Origin of the sequence: Pseudomonas sp. SC11, assembly GCF_047039205.1 — a bacterium.
GTDB classification, from domain to species: domain Bacteria; phylum Pseudomonadota; class Gammaproteobacteria; order Pseudomonadales; family Pseudomonadaceae; genus Aquipseudomonas; species Aquipseudomonas boreofloridensis.
In genome coordinates this window covers 2628707-2647391 of sequence record NZ_CP178183.1, presented here as the reverse complement: position 1 = coordinate 2647391, position 18685 = coordinate 2628707, and the positions used below count along the sequence as shown (strand labels likewise).

The window sequence follows — 18685 nt, the reverse complement described above, 5'->3', positions numbered from 1 at the left end:
GGCGCGCCATTCTTCAACTGCGTAGGAAAAAACGATGATCGCTCGATGGCGCTGGGCCTTGGGTCAAATGACCAAGCGACTGTGGTTCCGTGCCACGTTGTTCTCGTTGACCGGCGTGATCACCGCGCTGCTCGCCATCACCTTGCGCGATTTCGTACCCCCCACGCTACCGGCGAAAATCGGCGCCGATTCGGTCGACAAGATCCTGGGCATCATCGCTTCGAGCATGCTGGCGGTCACCACCTTTTCACTGAGCACCGTGGTCTCCGCCTACGGCGCCGCCAGCAACGGCGTCACACCCCGGGCGACCACCCTGGTGATGGAGGACTCCACCACCCAGAACGCCCTTGCGACGTTCATTGGATCGTTCCTGTTCAGTCTGGTCGGCATCATCGCGCTGAGTACCGGTGCTTACGGCGCGCAAGGCCGGGTCGTGTTGTTCGCCGTGACCCTGGTCATGATCGTGTTGATCATCTACACCCTGCTGCGCTGGATCGACCACTTGTCCACGCTCGGCAGAGTCGGTGAAACCATCGACCGGGTCGAGAGCGCGACCCTCGCAGCCCTTGAGCAGCGTGCCCGCTGGCCGTTCATGGGGGCCGCCCCTTACCCCGTCGACGTCGCCCTCCCCGCGCAGGCAATGACGATCGTCAGCGTGGACACCGGCTATGTCCAGCACATCGATGTGAGCGCGCTCGCGGTGGTTGCCAAGCGGCATGACGTCGAGATCTACCTTGAGGTACTGCCTGGCAGCTTTGTCCACCTGGGTGCGCCCCTGGCACGCCTGCTCAACACGTCCTCAGCCAGCAGCGACCTGGAAACTGAACTGCGCCACGCGATCACCGTGGGGCTGCGCCGCACCTTCGATCAAGACCCGCGTTTCGGCCTGTCGGTGCTGGCAGAGATCGCCTCGCGCGCCCTGTCCCCGGCCACCAATGACTCCGGTACGGTCATCGATGTGATGGGGCGCGGGGTGCGCTGTTTCTCTAAATGGGCACGTCAGCCCGCCGACACCGATGATATCGACGAACACTGCCGGCGCGTGCATGTACGCTGCGTTGAGGTACACGACCTGTTCGACGACTTCTTCACCTTGATCGCTCGTGACGGCGCGGGCCTGCTGGAAATCGACATCCGCATGGTCAAGGCCTTGATCAGCTTGACCGAAATCGACTCCGCCCGGTTTGGCACGCAGTGCCGGTTGCACGCGGCACTGCTGGTCAAACGCGCCGAGACAGCGCTGGTCTTGGAGGAGGAGAAGACACGGCTCAGGGCCGTGGCCGCCCCCTTGCTGACTGAGTGACCGGCTCAGCCAGCATCGGCACTTACGGCGCGGCGACCCGGCCGCGCACCGCCATCTTGCGGTACAGCACCAGCGTTGCGCTCAACGCGCACAGCGCGGCGAAGGTCACCCAGTACGCGGGCGCGGCCTTGTCGCCGGTCTCATGAATCAGCCAGGTTGACATCACCGGAGTGAAGCCGCCGAACAATGCCGTCGCCAGGCTGTAGGCTAGCGAGAACCCCGCGACCTTGACATCTGCCGGCATGAGCTCGGTCAGCGCGGGGATCATCGCGCCGTTGTACATCGCGTACAGGAACGAGAACCACAGCAGCACTTCCAGCATGTGCGCGAAGCTCGCCGCTTGCGCCAGGTAGGAAAGCGCCGGATAAGCCGTGAACACGGTCAGTACGGTCATGGCGATGAGCATCGGCTTGCGTCCGAAGCGGTCGCTGAGCGTGCCGCCGATCGGCAGCCAGAAGAAGTTCGACACCCCGACCAGCAGCGTCACCAACAAGGCATCGGTGGTGCTCAGGTTGAGGACGGTCTTGCCGAAGGTCGGCGCATACACCGTGATGAGGTAGAACGCGCTGGTGGTCATCGCCACCATCAGCATGCCGCCCACCACCACGCCCCAGTTCTGGCCGAGTGTAGCGATCACCTGCTTCATGGTCGGGCGATGGCTGCGGTTTTCGAAGGCTTGCGTTTCTTGCAGGTTGCGGCGCAGGAAAAAGATGAACGGAATGATCAGGCACGCCACGGCGAACGGTATGCGCCAGCCCCACTCGCTGATCTGCAAGGGCTGCAGCGACTGGTTCAAGGCATAACCCAAGGCGGCGGCAACGATGATTGCCACCTGCTGACTGCCAGACTGCCAGCTGGTGTAGAAGCCCTTTTTGCCAGGTGTGGCCATTTCGGCGAGATAAACCGAGACACCGCCCAGCTCAGCCCCGGCGGAGAAGCCTTGCAGCAACCGCCCGATCAGCACCAGCAGCGGCGCCCAGTAGCCAATGGTGGCAAAGCCGGGCACCAGCACGATCAGCAGCGTGCCACTGGCCATGATCGACAGCGTCACGATCAGGCCTTTGCGCCGACCGACGTCGTCGATGTAGGCCCCCAGGACGATGGCGCCCAGCGGGCGCATGAGAAAGCCTGCACCGAAGACGGCGAAGGTCATCATCAAGGACGCAAACTCACTGGAGGCCGGGAAGAAGGCCCCCGCGATCTGGGTGGCATAGAAGCCGAACAGGAAAAAGTCGAATTGTTCGAGGAAGTTACCCGAGGTGACGCGAAACACCGCAGCGGCTTTGGACCGAGCGGCGTGAGGTGACGCAGGCATAGACGGTTCTCCAGCGTAAATCTTCTTGGTGTTGTGCACTTCACCGTCTGGAGTATGCCGGACACATCCTGAAACGATTAATGAAATCTGTTCATGCCACCCCTGGCGCTGTTCAGGGGTTCTCGGTCCAGTCGAACGCCATCTGCCGGGCCGTGCGCTCGGCCAAGGCTCGGCTGTGAAGACGCTCGACCAAGTGCAGGCTCATGTCGATACCGGCGCTGATGCCGGCCGAGGTGACCAAGGCGCCTTGGTCGACCCAGCGCACGCCCTCGAGCACGTCCAATGCCGGGAACATGGCCTTCAGATCAGCGATGTCTTCCCAGTGAGTGGTCGCCTGCAGGCCATCGAGCTTGCCGGTGCGGGCCAGCAGGAACGCGCCGGTGCACACCGACGCCACCGTGCGATCAGGTCGGCACTGTTCACGGATCCAGTCGATCACCTCGGCTTTGGCCAGCTCAGCAGTGACCACACCGCCCGGCACGATCAGGCAATCCAGCGCCGGGTGGTCGTTGATGCTGTAGTCGGGATCGATCTTCAAACCTGCCCGGGCATGAACGGCCGTCCGCGTGCGGCCGAGGGTGAAGACGCAGAACAGCGGCTGCTCGCAGGCAGCGCTGCGTTCGTGCATGCGTGTAGCCGTGGTGAAGACTTCGTACGGTCCTGCAAAGTCCAGCACTTCGACGTCATCGAAGACGTAGATACCGATATTCAGCGACATTCAAGATCACTCCACTACACGGCGGACAAAGGCTCAGGCGAACAGTTGCAAGGCGTCGTCCGTCCACTCATGCCCTTGCTCGGACCAACCTTTGCCGACGGCAGGCGGGAAGCCGGTGCGGCAGTAACCCCGTTTGGCCTGGAAGTCGAAAATGGCGTGGGGGAAGTCGTTGATCAGCAGCACGGCTTTGAGGTGATCCTCGGACCAGCCGATCTTGACCTGCGAGGCTTTGTCGCGGTCGGAAATCTGCTCGACGTTATAGATGTGCAGCGCGTCCTGAATCGGGTTTTCAGCGCACGACGTGTCCAGGGCGTAGAAATAACCCGTCTCGCCATCATCTTCAAAGACCACGACATAGGCGCCCTGCTGCGCGGGGGCTTCAGCGACCAACTCGGTGCCGGGAAACAATTCGCTGTCTGCTGCTAGATAGATTGGCATCAGTCCCATCCTTGCTGTCGATAAAGACCTCGATCATGGTTCAGGTTCGCCAATCACTGCAAGCGGCCAGGCGCGCCGGATCGGTTGACGCATGGCCGACATAAATGCTCAGATGCGCCCCTTGTTTCAGGTGTCCCCGGCCGCCGCGTCGGGGATTAAACGGGAAGCCGGTGCCTCGCCCTTGGCGAGCAGTCCGGCGCTGCCCCCGCAACGGTAGGCGAGCGAGACATTCGATACACCACTGTGCCCAGGGCATGGGAAGGTGAATGTCTCAGGTTCCTCGCAAGCCCGGAGACCGGCCTGCTGCAGCTATTGGCAACTCCCGCGGCGGGCGGGCACTGGCCGGTTTTCGCGAGCATCTGCGCGCGTCACCCGCGTGCATCTGCGCCGTAGGGGAATCTTCAATTCCGCGATGGTCGGCTCGTGCATGTCCTGCCCTACCCTGCATCTCCACGCGCTGCACTGGTCGCCTCACGGCGCGCCACGGCCATTGCTGGACAACATCGATCTGCACGTTGGTCCTGGCGAGTTCGTCGGCCTGATCGGCCCCAACGGCAGCGGTAAGACCAGCCTGCTGCGGTGTGCCTACCGCTTCAGCCGACCCGATGCCGGCCAGGTACGACTCGAAGGTGAAGACATCTGGCAGCGCACGCCGCGCTGGGCTGCCCAGCGCATCGCCGTGATGCTGCAGGAATTTCCCGAAGACTTTGGGCTTAGCGTGCGCGACGTGGTGGCCATGGGCCGAACACCGCACCAGGGCTGGTTCGATGGCGACGCCGATACCGCGCTGATCGACACCACGCTGGAGCGCCTGGGCCTGCTGCCCCGCGCATTGGACGCCTTCACGTGCCTGTCCGGTGGTGAAAAACAACGGGTATTGCTGGCCCGCGCACTGGTGCAGCAGCCGAGGCTGCTGATCCTCGACGAGCCCACCAATCACCTGGATCCCCGCTTCCAACTGGCCCTGCTGCAACAACTGCGCGGCACCGGCCTGAGCCTGCTGGCCAGTTTCCACGACCTGAATCTGGCTGCCGCCTTCTGCGATCGGTTGTACGTGCTCGACGCCGGTCGCGTAGTGGCCCACGGCACGCCGCAGCAGGTGCTCACCGAGCAGTGCCTGGCCGAGGTCTTCGGTGTGCGCGCGCTGGTCGACTGCCACCCCTTGGCGCCCCATCCACGCATCACTTGGATCAGTCCCGCATGAAAGCGTTGTTCGCCTGCCTGGCCCTGCTGGCCGCCCTGCCCCTCGCCGCTCAGGCGGCGCCTTACCCGGTGACCGTTCGCAGTTGCGACCGCGACGTGACCTTCGATCACGCACCGCAACGCGCGGTCAGCCATGACATCAACCTCACCGGCATGCTGCTGGCACTGGGACTGCGCGACCACATGGCCGGCTACAGCGGCATCAGCGGCTGGAAGACGCTGGATCCGAGCCTGCGCCAGGCGCTCGACGGCCTGCCGGAACTTGCCCCGCGCTATGTCTCGGTCGAAAACCTGCTCGATGCCGATACCGACTTCTTCTTCGCCGGCTGGGCCTACGGCATGCGCATCGGCGGTCCGGTCACGCCACAGACCCTGGCGCCTTTCGATATACCGGTGTACGAGCTGAGCGAGTCCTGCTCCTGGATCATGCCTCAGCGTCACGCCAGTCTCGATGACCTTTACCGTGACCTGGACAACCTGGGACGGATTTTCGATGTCCGCGAGCGCGCCGCTGCCCTGGTGCAGCACATGCGCCAGCGCATTGAGCAGGTGGCGCAACGTACCGCCCACGCACCTCAGCGTGCGCGGGTGTTCCTCTATGACAGCGGCGAGGACCGGCCGATGACGTCCGGTCGCCTGGGAATGCCGCAGGCGCTGATCGATGCCGCGGGAGGGGACAACGTCATGGACGATCTGGCCGCCAGTTGGACCCATGTGAATTGGGAGAGTGTGGTAGAGCGCGACCCTCAGGTGATCGTCATCGTCGACTATGGCCCGACGACCTGGCAGCAGAAACGCGACTTCCTGCTCGCCCAGCCAGCGCTGGCCAGCGTCGAGGCGATCCGCAAACAGCGCTTCGTCGTGCTCTCCTACCTGCAGGTCACGCCGTCGGTTCAAAACGCCGAGGCGATCGAGATCTTGGCCAAGGCCCTGCATCCTGAGTTGTTCGCCGAGGCCCAGCGGTGATGCCGATTCGCAACAGCGCACGCTATCGCCTGCTGATGCTGGCGCTGCTGGCCATGCTGCTGCTGTCGTGTCTGCTGTCGCTGGGCTTTGGCTCGGCCCAGGTGGCACTGGGCAAGGTGCTGGGTATCGTCCTGCACCACGTCGGCTTGGCCGAGTCGGGAGACTGGAGCCGTGGCCAGGCGCAGATCGTCTGGCAGATTCGCGCGCCACGCGTGCTGTTGGGCGCGTTGGTCGGCGCAGGCCTGGCGCTGGTGGGCGGCGCACTGCAGGCGGTGACCCGCAATCCGCTGGCCGACCCGCACCTGCTGGGCGTGAGTGCCGGCGCGGTGTTCGGCGCGGTCCTGGTGGTGCTGTTTCTCGGCCCTTTTGCCGGGGTCTTCAGCTTGCCGCTGGCAGCGTTCATTGGCGCACTGGGCAGCATGCTGCTGGTGCTCGGGGTAGCCAGCCGGGGCGGCCGACTGGAAAGTGATCGCCTACTGTTGGCGGGGGTCGCGGTGTCGTTCGTCGTGATGGCCACGGCCAACTTGCTGCTGTACACCGGTGATCCGCATGCCGCAGCGTCGGTGATGTTCTGGATGCTCGGCGGGCTGGGCTTGGCGCAGTGGTCGTTGCTGTGGCTGCCGGCGCTCTGCGTGCTGGCCGGGTTCGCGCTGCTGATGAGCCAGGCGCGGGCGCTCAATGCGCTGATGAGCGGCGAGCAAACCGCCGTGAGCCTGGGTTTCGATACCCGCGCGGTGCGTGCTCGGGTGTTCGTCGGCACGGCGCTGCTGACCGGAGTACTAGTGTCGCTGTCCGGCGCCATTGGCTTCGTCGGCCTGATGCTGCCGCACATGGCGCGGCGTCTGGTAGGGGCAGAACATCGGCGGCTACTGCCCGCCTGCGCCCTGCTCGGCGCGCTGTTCATGATCTGGGTGGATGTGGGCGCGCGGACGCTGATCGCCCCGCAGGACTTGCCGATCGGCATCGCCACAGCGGCCATCGGTGGCGTGTTCTTCATCCTGCTGTTGCGGCGCAAGCACTGAGCCTGCGTGAGGAAGAAACAGGCCGCGTGCCCGAACTGCACCGCCAACTTGACGCCGGCGGTGCAGCGCTCAGCGCTTAGAACGCGGCGCTGTAGAACAGCGCATACGACTCGATACCGTCGTTAGGCTGCTTGATACCGGCGTTGGAGTAGTGCGTAGCACGGATGCCAACCTTCTGCTGACCCGGCAGCTTCACGCCGAAGCCGATACGGTCTTCGAAGTTGAACGCTGAACCCAGCTTCTGATCGCCCACATCGGTTTTGGAGAACACGGCGACACCGACACCGGCTTCGATGAACGGCACGTAGCCCGAGTCGCCGAATTCATAGGTGAACACCGGGCTGAACGACAGCGAGTGCGCGCCGCTGTAGTCACCGCCTTCCCAGTAGGTGTAGCCGGCGTCCCAGTAACCGCTGACGTGGCCGACGCTGCTTTGCAGCCATTTCTTGTCCCAATCGAAGGACATGCCCAGGCGATAGGTCATGTCGCCCTGACTGGTGACGCCCACGGCGCCCGACACTTGGGCGGCCTGTGCCAATTGCGTACCGGCCAGCGCCAGCACTGCCACGGCCAACGAGGTGGCGAGACGGTTCTTCATCAATGACTACTCCAGGTGGACTTCACGGGCAGGCAGTCGATGGTGGGCGGCCTGCAACAATTGGGGTTGTGCCCCTCTATTTCGCGCCTGTGCCCACAACATCCCATCTGGGACACAAGAAGTAATACATCGGCGATTATTAGCACGCCGACGCCAAGATGAAAGTCATTTGCCAGTATTTTGTGAAAAAAATGTTAGCAAGACATCGATTTTGGCCAATTTCACCTGTTCGTCTGCTCTTCCAACAGCCGGATGAACATGCTCAAGCTTCGCGATACGGTACCGCGACGCCACACCAGCCAGGTCTTGAGGTAGCGAAAATCCTCGCACAACGGCCAGGCGCTGACGGTGCTCGCCCCTGGCATGCTGTCGAGCATGCTGCGCGGCATCAACGCCAGACCGGCCCCGGCACTGACGCAGGCGAGCATGCCGTGGTAGGACTCCATCTCATGGATCTTGCCTGGCACCGCGTGGTCTTTGACGAACCAGCTTTCGAAGTGATGGCGATAGGAGCAGTTGGCACGAAAGGCATAGATGTTCTGGCCGTTGACATCCTGAGCACGACCGATCGGCGCGTGGTTCAACGGCGCGATGACCATCATTTCCTCTTCGAAGACCGCAATGCCTTCCAACGTCGGGTGCAATACCGGGCCATCGACGAAGGCCGCCACCAGGCGTCCGGACAATACCCCTTCGAGCATGGTCCCCGACGGCCCGGTGGACAGGTCCAGGTCGACCTTCGGATAGCGCTGGTTGTAGGCCGCCAGCAGTGCCGGAATCCGCACCGCCGCCGTGCTTTCCAGAGAACCGAGGGCGAAGGTGCCCTGCGGATCCTCCCCGGCGACCGTGGCGCGGGCCTCCTGTACCAAATCCAGGATACGCCGGGTGTAGTCGAGAAAATTCCAGCCCGCCGGTGACAGCCGCAATCGGCTTTTCTCGCGGATGAACAACGCCACGCCCAAGTCTTCTTCCAATTGCTTGATGCGGGTGGTCAGGTTCGACGGTACTCGATGAATCTGTTGAGCCGCGGCGCTGATGCTGCCGTGCTCGGCGACTGCCTTGAACATTTCCAGTTGCACCAGGTCCACGGGCTTTCTCCATTCGTGAATGATTCGCTCAGTATTATTCAGTTTTCATCAAATCGATACGCTTTTAGTCTGGCCTCAATCGAAACGACACCGTCCAGGACAACAAGAGGAACAGCCATGAGTGCCATTAGTAGCCTGACCCATGCCATTTCCGTCGATCCCTTCACCGGTGAGCAGATCGGCGTCTACCCGTACGACAACGAGGCCGCACTGGACGCGGCCTTGCAGCGGGCCAGGCACGGATACACTCACTGGCGCCAAGTATCGCTGGCGCAACGCAGCGCTTACCTGCGTGCTCTGGCTGAGGCCTTGCAGAGCCGTCACGAAGCCTTCGCCCAGATGATTGCCCGCGAAATCGGCAAGCCGATCGTCCAGGCGCGGGGTGAAGTGAGCAAGTGCGTCGGACTGTGCCTGTGGTATGCCGAGCACGGTCCGGCCATGCTCGCCCCTGAGGCCACGCAAGTGGAGAAGGCGCGCATCGAGTACCGTCCGTTGGGCCCGATTCTGGCGGTGATGCCCTGGAACTTCCCGATCTGGCAGGTCTTGCGCGGCGCCGTGCCGGCCTTGCTGGCGGGCAACACCTATGTGCTCAAGCATGCACCGAACGTCATGGGCAGCGCCTATCTGCTGGCTGAACTGTTCAATCTGGCGGGTCTGCCGCAGGGCGTGTTCGAGGTGATCAACGTCACCCCCGACGGCGTGACCCGTGCGATCAACGACCCCCGTATCGCCGCCGTGACCCTCACCGGCAGCGTGCGCGCCGGCATGGCCATCGGCGCCCAGGCCGGCGCCGCGTTGAAGAAGTGCGTGCTGGAACTCGGTGGGTCGGACCCCTTCATCGTGCTGGCCGATGCCGACCTGGACGAAGCGGTCAAAGCCGCAGTGATCGGTCGCTACCAGAACACCGGGCAAGTCTGCGCGGCGGCCAAGCGCTTCATCATCGAAGACAGCATCGTCGAGGCGTTCAGCGAGAAGTTCGTCGCCGCCACCCGCGCGCTGCAGCTCGGCAATCCGCTGGACGACGACACCTACATCGGCCCGATGGCGCGCTTCGACCTGCGCGACGAACTCGACGGGCAAGTCCAGGCCACCTTGGCCGAAGGCGCTACACTGCTGCTCGGCGGCCACAAGCTCGACGGTGCGGCAAACTTCTACGCCCCCACGGTGCTCGGCGACGTCACCCCGGACATGACGGCCTTCAGGCAGGAATTGTTCGGCCCGGTGGCCGCGATCATCCGTGCTCGCGATGCGCAGCATGCGGTAGAACTGGCCAACGACAGCGATTTCGGTCTGGCTTCGACGATCTACACCGCTGATCTGGCCCTGGCCGAGCGCATGATTCCTGCGCTGGACACCGGCGCGGTGTTCATCAACGGCTATTGCGCCTCCGACCCCCGCGTGGCGTTCGGCGGTGTCAAGAAAAGCGGGTTCGGCCGTGAACTGTCGCACTTCGGCGTGCGTGAGTTCTGCAACGTACAAACCGTGTGGCTGGACCGTAACTAATTCCTGTTCGAGCGAGCGACGTCGCACCGGTGCAATGCCGCTGCGACGTCACATCATCTTCACTAGCGCGTACCTTTCAAGCAAACCATTGCCCTGCCCTTGCGGTCCTATCCAGAACCCGCCCCTGACGCAAAAATGCACCCGACTGCTGCACATTTGTCGATTGTGCCGGGTAAATATGCATGGCAGGATCCCTCGATCCTCCAGCGTATTTCCAGACTTCACATGGAAAATCAATAACAAAGCAGGGAGAACGCGATGACCGTCCACGCTCCACTTCCGTCCACCGATCATGTGCTGGCCGATGTCCGCAACCATATCGGCCACCTCACCCTCAACCGTCCCAGCGGCCTCAACGCCCTGACCTTGGAGATGGTGCGCAGCCTCCACCAGCAACTCCAGACCTGGGCGCAAGACCCACAGATCAAGGCGGTGGTGCTACGCGGCGAAGGCCCGAAAGGCTTCTGTGCCGGCGGCGACATCCGCTCGCTGCATGACAGCTACAAGGCCGGCAGCGACCTGCACGAGCGCTTCTTCGTCGAGGAATACGCACTCGACCTGTGCATTCACCACTACCGCAAGCCGGTCCTGGTGATCATGGACGGTTTCACCCTCGGTGGTGGCATGGGCCTGGCCCAAGGCGCCGACCTGCGCATCGTCACCGAGCGCAGCCGGCTGGGCATGCCAGAAGTCGGTATCGGTTACTTCCCGGATGTCGGCGGCAGCTACTTCCTGTCGCGCATTCCGGGTGAGCTGGGTACCTACCTGGGGGTCAGCGGCACGCAGGTTCAGGCCGCTGATGCCCTGTATTGCGGGTTGGCGGACTGGTATCTGGCCAGCGACCGGCTCAGCACCCTGGACCAGGGCCTGGACGCGTTGAATTTCGGCAGTCATCCGCTCAAGGACCTGCAAGGTCTGCTGGCCAAACTGGGCACCCAAACCCTTGAGGATGCGCCACTGGCACGCCTGCGCCCGGTGATCGATCACTACTTCGGCCAGCCCGACCTGCCCAGCATCCTGGAACAACTGCGCAGCGTGCGCATCGGTGATAGCCAGCAGTGGGCGCACGCCACCGCCGACCTGCTGGAAACTCGCTCGCCACTGGCCATGGCGGTGACGCTGGAGATGCTGCGTCGTGGTCGCCACCGCAGCCTGGAAGACTGCTTCGCCATGGAGCTGCACCTGGACCGCCAGTGGTTCGCCCACGGCGACATCGTTGAAGGGGTGCGCGCCTTGATCGTCGACAAGGACAAGCAGCCGCGCTGGAACCCACCGACCCTCGCCGCGCTGTCCAGCCAGCGGGTCGATCAATTCTTCGAAGGCCTGTGAGCCGGGAGTCGTAGCATGCAAGACCTGGAACTGAGCGAAGAGCAGATCATGATCCGCGACATGGCCCGCGACTTCGCGCGCGGCGAGATCGCACCCCATGCACAGGCCTGGGAGAAGGCCGGCTGGATCGATGACGCCGTGGTACGCGCCATGGGCGAGCTGGGCCTGCTGGGCATGGTGGTGCCCGACACCTTCGGCGGCAGCTACACCGACTACGTGGCCTACGCCCTGGCTGTCGAGGAAATCTCTGCCGGCGACGGCGCCATCGGCGCGCTGATGAGCATCCACAACTCGGTGGGCTGCGGTCCGCTGCTGGCCTACGGCACGCCCGAACAACAGCAGCAGTGGCTGCCACGCCTGGCCAGCGGCGAAGTGATCGGCTGCTTCTGCCTGACCGAGCCCCAGGCCGGCTCCGAAGCCCATAACCTGCGTACCCGCGCCGAGTTGGTCGACGGCCACTGGGTCATCGACGGGGCCAAGCAGTTCGTCAGCAACGCCAAGCGCGCCGGACTGGCCATCGTGTTCGCCGTCACCGACCCGCAGTTGGGCAAGAAGGGCCTGTCGGCCTTCCTGGTGGAGACCGACAACCCCGGCTTCAAGGTCGACCGCAGCGAACACAAGATGGGCATCCGCGCCTCCGACACCTGCGCCGTGACCCTCGACGCCTGCCGTATCCCCGAGGCCAACCTGCTGGGCGAGCGCGGCAAGGGCCTGGCCATCGCCTTGTCCAACCTCGAAGGCGGACGCATCGGCATCGCCGCCCAGGCCCTGGGCATCGCCCGCGCGGCCTTCGAAGCCGCGCTCACCTATTCGCGCGAGCGTATCCAGTTCGGCAAGCCGATCAACGAGCACCAGAGCATCGCCAACCTGTTGGCCGACATGCAGGTGCAGCTCAACGCCGCGCGGCTGCTGATCCTGCATGCAGCGCGCCTGCGCAGTGCGGGCAAACCCTGCCTGTCGGAGGCTTCGCAAGCCAAGCTGTTCGCCTCGGAAATGGCCGAACGGGTGTGCTCAATGGCGATTCAGGTGCATGGCGGGTACGGGTATCTGGAGGACTATCCGGTCGAGAAGTACTACCGGGATGCGCGAATCACCCAGATCTACGAAGGATCGAGCGAGATCCAGCGCATGCTGATCGCGCGGGAACTCAAGCACTATGCGGTCTGACAGCCCTTCATCTCCGGCACCCGTTGCACACGCGGGTGCCTGAACGCCACGTGCAATCACCCCGATAGCATTTACCGATTGAACACCGCGCGACGCTGCAGTAAGCTCGGTTTCATTCATTGGAGAGCAACATGTCGAAACACACCTGCAATCACGCCATCACCGCCGGACGCCTCGTGCGCCCTGTGCTGGCCGTTGCCGGTCGTGACGTCGCAGCCTGCTCCTACTTTGGGTATTGGTTTAGCCACTAGGCGCCGATACCCACCCGGCGCCCACCTTCGAGGGGCCGCCGAACATGAGACTACTCAAACCCCCGGTCGGCCTCCCGACCGGGGGTTTTGCGTTTAACGGCTTCTACATTCGTTCAGCACTTCTGAGGACAACACCATGAACTACGTCAGCTATCCCTACGCCTTTCCCCACGCCTGGCGATTTAGCCATTCCCGTTCGGGCCAGCCTGCCGCCTCCGTACGGACCCTGACCGGTGGCAATGCTGCACGCAACGCTCATCCGACAACCTGTCGAACACCTCGATAGGGCCGACGGCGCGGGCCCACACCCGCCGTCCGCCCAAGGAAAACCTCGCCATGCATTCTTCGAACCTCGCCCTGCCCCTGACCCAACCCGTTGCGGCCAACGCCGCCGTCAGCCAACGCTTACCCAGCCCGCACCTGCTCAAGCAGCAGATGCCGCTCTCCAGCGAACTCGCGCAACAGGTCCATGACCATCGCCAGGCCGTGCGCGCCATTCTCGACGGCCGCGACTCACGTCTGCTGGTGGTAGTCGGCCCCTGCTCGATCCACGACCCGCGCTCAGCCCTTGAGTACGCCGACCGCCTAGCCGCCCTGAGCCGTGAAGTGAGCGACCAGTTGCTGCTGGTGATGCGCGCCTACGTCGAGAAACCACGGACCACCGTCGGCTGGAAAGGCCTGGCCTACGATCCGCACCTGGACGGCAGCGACGACATGCACGCCGGCATCGCCCTGTCGCGGGGCTTGATGCTGGGCATGCTCGAACGCGGTCTGCCGATTGCCACTGAACTGTTGCAGCCCATGGCTGCCGGCTACTTCGACGATCTGCTGAGCTGGGCGGCCATCGGCGCGCGCACCACTGAGTCGCAGATTCACCGGGAGATGGTCAGTGGCCTGGAACTGCCAGTCGGTTTCAAGAACGGCACCGATGGCGGCATAGCCGTCGCCACCGACGCCATGCGCAGTGCCGTCGCGGGTCATCGTCATTTCGGCATGGACGCGCAGGGTCATCCCGCGATCATCGAGACCTTCGGCAATCCGGATACGCACCTGGTACTGCGTGGTGGGCACCAAGGCCCGAACTACGACGCCGACAGCCTTGCACTGGCCCGACAAGGCCTGGCCAAAGCCGGTGTGCAGGCTCGGATCATGGTCGATTGCAGCCACGCCAACAGCGGCAAGGACCCTGCGCGGCAGCCGGCGGTGTTCGAGGACGTGCTGGATCAACGCCTGGCCGGCGACACCTCGATCATCGGCGTGATGATCGAGGGGCATCTGTTCGAGGGTTGCCAGGCATTGGGCAAGGGCGCTTTGAAGTATGGGGTGTCGATCACCGATGGCTGCCTGGGCTGGGACAGCACCGCCGAACTACTGCGCGACGCTGCCCGGCGACTGGCTTGAGATAGCCTAACGCACGCACGCCGGAGCAGTTATCGCTAGACTCGGCGGGCGCAGACACATGCCCAAGCTTTGCTGTAGGCTTGCATCTTCATTCATCCAAGGAATCCCTGTCATGGCACGTGCCACCGCCCGTCACATCCTCGTCAGCACCGAAGACAAGTGCAACGAACTCAAAGCCCAGATCGAAGCCGGTGCCGACTTCGGCGAAATTGCCAAGGCCAACTCCAGCTGCCCCTCCAGCCGCCAGGGCGGCGACCTGGGCTCGTTCGGCCCAGGCCAGATGGTCAAGGAATTCGATACCGTGGTGTTCAGCGCGCCGGTCAACACCGTGCAAGGTCCGGTGAAAACCCAGTTCGGCTATCACCTGCTGGAAGTGACCAGCCGCCAGGACTGACCCGCTCTTGTTCGCCCGCCCCTGCAGTGCCCTTGTGGGAGCGGGCACCGCCTGCCCCCGTCTGGCCGTGTTGCTGGTCGGGGCGTGGCTGAGCACCGCCAGCCTCGCCGCACCCTCGCACGCGTTGACCGTCTACGGCGAACCGCCTCGCTACCGCGCCGACTTCCCACACTTCGATTACGTTGACCCGGACGCGCCCAAGGGCGGCAGTCTGCGCCGCTCGGCGCTCGAAATCGGCCAGTACGACCATGTCTTGCCCTTCATCGATGAAGGAACCGGGGTCAGTCAAGTCGATGGCTGGCTCTATGCGCCCTTGGCCGTGCGCTCGCTGGATGAGCCGTACACCGTCTATGGACTGATCGCCCGACGCCTGGAGCGCGGCCCTGACGATGCCTGGCTACGGGTGGAGATCGATCCCCGCGCGACTTTTGCCGACGGTAAGCCGGTACGCGCCGAAGACGTGCGCTTCACCTTCGAGCTGCTGATGAGCAAAGGCAGCCTCAAGTACCGCACCCAGTTCGCCGACGTGGCCGCCGTCAGCGTCGAAGGTCCGCGCAGCGTGCGTTTCGATTTTCGCCAACCTCACGGTCGAACCCTGGCACTGGACCTGGCCAGCCTGCCGGTGCTGCCTGAACATGACTGGAAGGCCCGCGACTTCGCCCACGGTGGCGGTTTCGATACACCGCTGGGCAGCGGCCCCTACCGCATCGCGCGCCTGGACAATGGCCGCAGCATCACCTTCGAGCGCGATCCCAACTGGTGGGCCCGCGATCTGCCCGTCAACCGCGGACACTACAACTTCCAGCGCATTCGCGTGGAGTACTTCGGCGACACCGAGGTGGCCCGCCAAGTGCTCAAAGGCGGCGGTTACGACTACAACCGCGAGTTTTCCGCCACCGGGTATACCCAAGGCTACAACGGTGCCCCGCTGGCCGACGGTCGCCTGCAGCGCGCGCAATTAGGGCCGGACAAACCGCAAAGCGCCCAAGGCTTCGTGTTCAACCTGTCCAGGCCGATGTTCGCCGACCGCCGTGTGCGCCAGGCCCTGGCCCTGCTCTGGGATTTCGAGTGGAGCAACCGGCAGATGATGCGCAACCTCTACATCCGCCAGCAGAGCCTGTTCTCCAATACGCCCTTGGCCGCCCGCGAACTGCCCGATGTCGAAGAACTGAAGATCCTCGAACCCTTGCGCGGGCAGATCCCCGACCACGTGTTCACCCAGGTGTTCAAGGCACCGGTGACCGATGGCTCGGGCATCATCCGCCCGCAACAGTTGCACGCGCTGCAACTGCTGCAAGCCGCTGGCTGGCGCCCCGAGGGTGATCGCCTGGTCGATGCCGAGGGCACGCCGTTGAGTTTCACCTTCCTCAACGGCCAGGCCGGCCTGGAGCGCCTGCTGCTGCCCTGGAAGCGCAACCTGGCGCAGATCGGCATCGAGCTGAACATCCGCAACGTGGACTCGGCCCAGTACATCAACCGGCTCATGGCGCGCGACTACGACATGGTCATCACCGGCTATCCCGTCACCCTGTCGCCTGGGGCCGAGCAGTACAACTACTTCGGCTCCGCCGCCGCCCACGACCCCGGCTCGAACAACCTCATGGTGCTCCAGGATCCTGCCGTGGACCGGCTACTCGACGGCCTGGTCCACGCCTCGACCCAGGCCGACATGCAGCGCTACGCCCATGCGCTGGATCGGGTGCTGCAATGGAATTATTACTGGATCCCCAACTACTACCCGCCGGGAAGCTCCACCGTCTGGTGGAATCGCTTCGGGCTGCCCAAGGTGCAGGCCAGGTATGACGAGGGGCTGGACACCTGGTGGGAGGTCAGCCCGACTGCGCTGACCGAAGCGCAGATGGCCGAGCGCTTGAAGGCGGCACCATGACCGGCTATCTGCTGCGGCGTCTGCTGCTGATCGTGCCCACGCTGCTGGCGATACTGCTGGTGAATTTCGCCATCGTCCAGGCCGCCCCCGGCGGGCCTGTGGAACAGGCCGTGGCCCGCCTGCAGGGCATCGGTGGCGGCGCGCCGGGGGCACGGGTCGAAGCGCTTCAAGGCCAGTCTCGCGCCAGCCGGGGCCTGGACCCGAAGATGATCGAGCAGATCAAACACCAGTACGGCTTCGACAAGAGTGCCCCCGAGCGGCTCTGGCTGATGCTCGGCCAGTACGCCAGGCTCGACTTCGGCCACAGCTTCTTTCGCGGCGCCAAGGTCACCGACCTGATCCTCGACAAGCTGCCAGTCACCCTGTCGCTGGGCCTGTGGGCCACGCTCATTACCTACCTGGTGTCGATCCCACTGGGCATTGCCAAGGCCGTGCGCCATGGCAGCCGCTTCGACGCCTGGAGCAGTGTGCTGATCGTGGTCGGCTACGCCCTGCCCTCGTTTCTGTTCGCCCTGCTGCTGATCGTCCTGTTCGCCGGCGGCACCTCGCTGAACTGGTTTCCCGTGCGCGGGCTGGTCTCCGAAGATTTCGAGCAACTGAGCCTGCTGGGCAAAGTCGCCGATTATTTCTGGCATCTGGTACTGCCGGTCGGCGCCCTGGTGATCGGCGGTTTCGCCACCCTGACGCTGCTGACCAAGAATGCGTTTCTCGAGGAAATTTCCCGGCACTACGTGGTCACTGCCAGGGCCAAGGGCGTGAGCGAGCGCCGGGTGCTGTACGGCCATGTGCTGCGCAACGCCCTGCTGCTGGTGGTGGCCGGCGTGCCGCAGGCCTTGATCAGCGTGTTCTTCGCCGGCTCCCTGCTGATCGAAGTGATCTTCTCCCTCGACGGCCTCGGGCGCCTGAGTTACGACGCGGCAGTGTCCCGGGATTATCCGGTGGTGTTCGGCACTTTGTTCATCTTCACCTTGGGTGGCCTGCTGATTCGCCTGATCGGCGACCTCTGCTACACGCTGCTCGACCCGCGGATTGACTTCGACGCGAGGGCGCACTGATGCTGTCGCCTATCGCCCGACGTCGCCTGCAACGTTTTCGCCGTAACCGCCTGGGCTGGGCGTCGCTGTGGCTGTTCGGCGCGATCCTGCTGCTGAGCCTGGGCGCCGAACTGGTCGCCAACGACAAACCACTGCTGCTCAGCTACCAGGGCGAGCTCTACAGTCCGGCACTCAAACGCTACACCGAGCAGCAGTTCGGCGGTGAACTGCCCTTCCAGCCCGATTACCGCAGCACCTACGTGCGCCGGCTGATCGAAGCCCAAGGCGGATGGATGCTGTTCGCCCCCATCCCCTTCAGCGCCGATACGCCCAACTACGACCTGCAGGTGCCCACGCCCAGTGCACCGAGCACGGTGAACTGGCTGGGGACCGACGACCAGGGCCGCGACGTGCTCGCCCGGGTACTGTACGGCACCCGGGTGTCGCTGCTGTTTGCCTTCGCGCTGACGCTGCTCAGCGTGCTGATCGGCGTCAGCGCCGGGGCCTTGCAGGGCTACCACGGGGGTTGGGTCGACCTGCTCGGCCAGCGACTGCTGGAGGTCTGGTCGGGGATGCCCGTGCTGTACCTGCTGATCATCCTTTCCGGGTTCGTCGAACCGGACTTCTGGTGGCTGCTGGGCATCCTGGCGCTGTTTTCCTGGCTCACGCTGGTGGATGTGGTGCGCGCCGAATTTCTCCGCGGCCGCAGCCTGGAATACGTCAAGGCCGCCCGCGCCCTGGGCCTGAGCGACACCCAGGTGATGCTCCGGCACATCCTGCCCAATGCCCTGAACGCGACGCTGACCTATATTCCCTTCATGCTCACCGGCGCCATCACCACCCTCACCGCCCTGGACTTCCTCGGCTTCGGCATGCCCGCCGGCAGCGCCTCCTTGGGCGAGCTGGTCACCCAGGGCAAGCAGCACCTGGAGGCACCATGGCTGGGCTTCACGGCATTCTTCGCACTGGCGACGATCCTTTCGCTGCTGGTGTTCATCGGCGATGCACTGCGCGAGGCATTCGACCCGCGACGCTGACCCGGTCCCTGTTCATCCGTTCGCTACCAG

17 protein-coding genes and 1 riboswitch are annotated in these 18685 nt (G+C 64.1%); of the genes, 12 read left to right on the top strand and 5 right to left on the bottom strand.

The annotated features are described in order from the left end of the window. The first annotated feature begins 34 nt into the window (after positions 1-34). Positions 35-1303, top strand: a complete 1269-nt coding sequence (locus tag ACK2SD_RS11765; RefSeq protein ID WP_412462215.1) for a DUF2254 domain-containing protein — start codon at positions 35-37, stop codon at positions 1301-1303. A gap of 22 nt (positions 1304-1325) precedes the next feature. Here ACK2SD_RS11765 and ACK2SD_RS11760 read toward each other — a convergent pair whose 3' ends face one another. From ACK2SD_RS11760 to ACK2SD_RS11750, 3 genes are all read right to left on the bottom strand, one after another. Further along, complete coding sequence (locus tag ACK2SD_RS11760) at positions 1326-2618, bottom strand: MFS transporter (RefSeq protein ID WP_412462214.1); 1293 nt, start codon at positions 2616-2618, stop codon at positions 1326-1328. Positions 2619-2730: 112 nt separating this feature from the next. Then, positions 2731-3336: a DJ-1/PfpI family protein gene (locus tag ACK2SD_RS11755; protein WP_412462213.1), complete on the bottom strand. Its 606-nt coding sequence runs from the start codon at positions 3334-3336 to the stop codon at positions 2731-2733. A 33-nt stretch (positions 3337-3369) separates the two neighbouring features. Continuing rightward, a complete protein-coding gene (locus ACK2SD_RS11750) occupies positions 3370-3774 on the bottom strand; it encodes a DUF2251 domain-containing protein (protein ID WP_295481984.1) in 405 nt (134 codons plus the stop codon). A 111-nt stretch (positions 3775-3885) separates the two neighbouring features. After that, a riboswitch (cobalamin riboswitch) is annotated at positions 3886-4093 on the top strand. Between the two features lie 108 nt (positions 4094-4201). Here ACK2SD_RS11750 and ACK2SD_RS11745 point away from each other — a divergent pair. Genes ACK2SD_RS11745 through ACK2SD_RS11735 form a run of 3 tightly spaced genes read left to right on the top strand, consistent with a single transcriptional unit; the run spans position 4202 to position 6965 of the window. Continuing rightward, positions 4202-4978, top strand: coding sequence for an ABC transporter ATP-binding protein (locus ACK2SD_RS11745; protein ID WP_412462212.1), 777 nt, complete (start codon positions 4202-4204; stop codon positions 4976-4978). Continuing rightward, complete coding sequence (locus ACK2SD_RS11740) at positions 4975-5943, top strand: ABC transporter substrate-binding protein (RefSeq protein WP_317871134.1); 969 nt, start codon at positions 4975-4977, stop codon at positions 5941-5943. The genes ACK2SD_RS11745 and ACK2SD_RS11740 overlap by 4 nt, the downstream gene beginning before the upstream one ends. After that, complete coding sequence (locus ACK2SD_RS11735) at positions 5943-6965, top strand: FecCD family ABC transporter permease (protein ID WP_039577950.1); 1023 nt, start codon at positions 5943-5945, stop codon at positions 6963-6965. Before ACK2SD_RS11740 ends, ACK2SD_RS11735 begins: the two co-directional genes overlap by 1 nt. A gap of 76 nt (positions 6966-7041) precedes the next feature. On the opposite strand, the gene ACK2SD_RS11730 is transcribed toward ACK2SD_RS11735, so the two are convergent. Further along, positions 7042-7563: an acyloxyacyl hydrolase gene (locus tag ACK2SD_RS11730; RefSeq protein WP_029614246.1), complete on the bottom strand. Its 522-nt coding sequence runs from the start codon at positions 7561-7563 to the stop codon at positions 7042-7044. Positions 7564-7784: 221 nt separating this feature from the next. After that, positions 7785-8651, bottom strand: a complete 867-nt coding sequence (ptrR, locus tag ACK2SD_RS11725; RefSeq protein WP_116888351.1) for a putrescine utilization regulator PtrR — start codon at positions 8649-8651, stop codon at positions 7785-7787. A 117-nt stretch (positions 8652-8768) separates the two neighbouring features. Here ptrR and ACK2SD_RS11720 point away from each other — a divergent pair, with 117 nt between their 5' ends. From ACK2SD_RS11720 to ACK2SD_RS11685, 8 genes are all read left to right on the top strand, one after another. After that, a complete protein-coding gene (locus tag ACK2SD_RS11720) occupies positions 8769-10154 on the top strand; it encodes an aldehyde dehydrogenase family protein (RefSeq protein ID WP_412462211.1) in 1386 nt (461 codons plus the stop codon). A gap of 258 nt (positions 10155-10412) precedes the next feature. Next, positions 10413-11483, top strand: a complete 1071-nt coding sequence (locus tag ACK2SD_RS11715; protein ID WP_412462210.1) for an enoyl-CoA hydratase/isomerase family protein — start codon at positions 10413-10415, stop codon at positions 11481-11483. Positions 11484-11498: 15 nt separating this feature from the next. Then, a complete protein-coding gene (locus ACK2SD_RS11710; protein WP_412462209.1) occupies positions 11499-12650 on the top strand; it encodes an acyl-CoA dehydrogenase family protein in 1152 nt (383 codons plus the stop codon). A 587-nt stretch (positions 12651-13237) separates the two neighbouring features. Beyond that, positions 13238-14302: a 3-deoxy-7-phosphoheptulonate synthase gene (locus ACK2SD_RS11705; RefSeq protein WP_412462208.1), complete on the top strand. Its 1065-nt coding sequence runs from the start codon at positions 13238-13240 to the stop codon at positions 14300-14302. Positions 14303-14414: 112 nt separating this feature from the next. Beyond that, the gene (locus ACK2SD_RS11700; RefSeq protein WP_029615238.1) at positions 14415-14696 is read left to right on the top strand and encodes a peptidylprolyl isomerase; all 282 of its coding nucleotides are present in this window, start codon (positions 14415-14417) and stop codon (positions 14694-14696) included. Between the two features lie 61 nt (positions 14697-14757). Next, positions 14758-16584: an extracellular solute-binding protein gene (locus tag ACK2SD_RS11695; protein WP_412462306.1), complete on the top strand. Its 1827-nt coding sequence runs from the start codon at positions 14758-14760 to the stop codon at positions 16582-16584. Beyond that, the gene (locus ACK2SD_RS11690; protein ID WP_412462207.1) at positions 16581-17639 is read left to right on the top strand and encodes a microcin C ABC transporter permease YejB; all 1059 of its coding nucleotides are present in this window, start codon (positions 16581-16583) and stop codon (positions 17637-17639) included. Before ACK2SD_RS11695 ends, ACK2SD_RS11690 begins: the two co-directional genes overlap by 4 nt. After that, complete coding sequence (locus ACK2SD_RS11685; RefSeq protein ID WP_412462206.1) at positions 17639-18655, top strand: ABC transporter permease; 1017 nt, start codon at positions 17639-17641, stop codon at positions 18653-18655. The genes ACK2SD_RS11690 and ACK2SD_RS11685 overlap by 1 nt, the downstream gene beginning before the upstream one ends. The last annotated feature ends 30 nt before the right edge of the window (positions 18656-18685 follow it).

What these genes read in the sequence shown, in the direction of transcription:
- ACK2SD_RS11765 (WP_412462215.1), top strand. Translation starts at nt 35, where the DNA reads ATGATCGCTCGATGGCGCTGGGCCTTGGGTCAAATGACCAAGCGACTG.
- ACK2SD_RS11760 (WP_412462214.1), bottom strand. Translation starts at nt 2,618, where the DNA reads ATGCCTGCGTCACCTCACGCCGCTCGGTCCAAAGCCGCTGCGGTGTTT.
- ACK2SD_RS11755 (WP_412462213.1), bottom strand. Translation starts at nt 3,336, where the DNA reads ATGTCGCTGAATATCGGTATCTACGTCTTCGATGACGTCGAAGTGCTG.
- ACK2SD_RS11750 (WP_295481984.1), bottom strand. Translation starts at nt 3,774, where the DNA reads ATGCCAATCTATCTAGCAGCAGACAGCGAATTGTTTCCCGGCACCGAG.
- ACK2SD_RS11745 (WP_412462212.1), top strand. Translation starts at nt 4,202, where the DNA reads ATGTCCTGCCCTACCCTGCATCTCCACGCGCTGCACTGGTCGCCTCAC.
- ACK2SD_RS11740 (WP_317871134.1), top strand. Translation starts at nt 4,975, where the DNA reads ATGAAAGCGTTGTTCGCCTGCCTGGCCCTGCTGGCCGCCCTGCCCCTC.
- ACK2SD_RS11735 (WP_039577950.1), top strand. Translation starts at nt 5,943, where the DNA reads ATGCCGATTCGCAACAGCGCACGCTATCGCCTGCTGATGCTGGCGCTG.
- ACK2SD_RS11730 (WP_029614246.1), bottom strand. Translation starts at nt 7,563, where the DNA reads ATGAAGAACCGTCTCGCCACCTCGTTGGCCGTGGCAGTGCTGGCGCTG.
- ACK2SD_RS11720 (WP_412462211.1), top strand. Translation starts at nt 8,769, where the DNA reads ATGAGTGCCATTAGTAGCCTGACCCATGCCATTTCCGTCGATCCCTTC.
- ACK2SD_RS11715 (WP_412462210.1), top strand. Translation starts at nt 10,413, where the DNA reads ATGACCGTCCACGCTCCACTTCCGTCCACCGATCATGTGCTGGCCGAT.
- ACK2SD_RS11710 (WP_412462209.1), top strand. Translation starts at nt 11,499, where the DNA reads ATGCAAGACCTGGAACTGAGCGAAGAGCAGATCATGATCCGCGACATG.
- ACK2SD_RS11705 (WP_412462208.1), top strand. Translation starts at nt 13,238, where the DNA reads ATGCATTCTTCGAACCTCGCCCTGCCCCTGACCCAACCCGTTGCGGCC.
- ACK2SD_RS11700 (WP_029615238.1), top strand. Translation starts at nt 14,415, where the DNA reads ATGGCACGTGCCACCGCCCGTCACATCCTCGTCAGCACCGAAGACAAG.
- ACK2SD_RS11690 (WP_412462207.1), top strand. Translation starts at nt 16,581, where the DNA reads ATGACCGGCTATCTGCTGCGGCGTCTGCTGCTGATCGTGCCCACGCTG.
- ACK2SD_RS11685 (WP_412462206.1), top strand. Translation starts at nt 17,639, where the DNA reads ATGCTGTCGCCTATCGCCCGACGTCGCCTGCAACGTTTTCGCCGTAAC.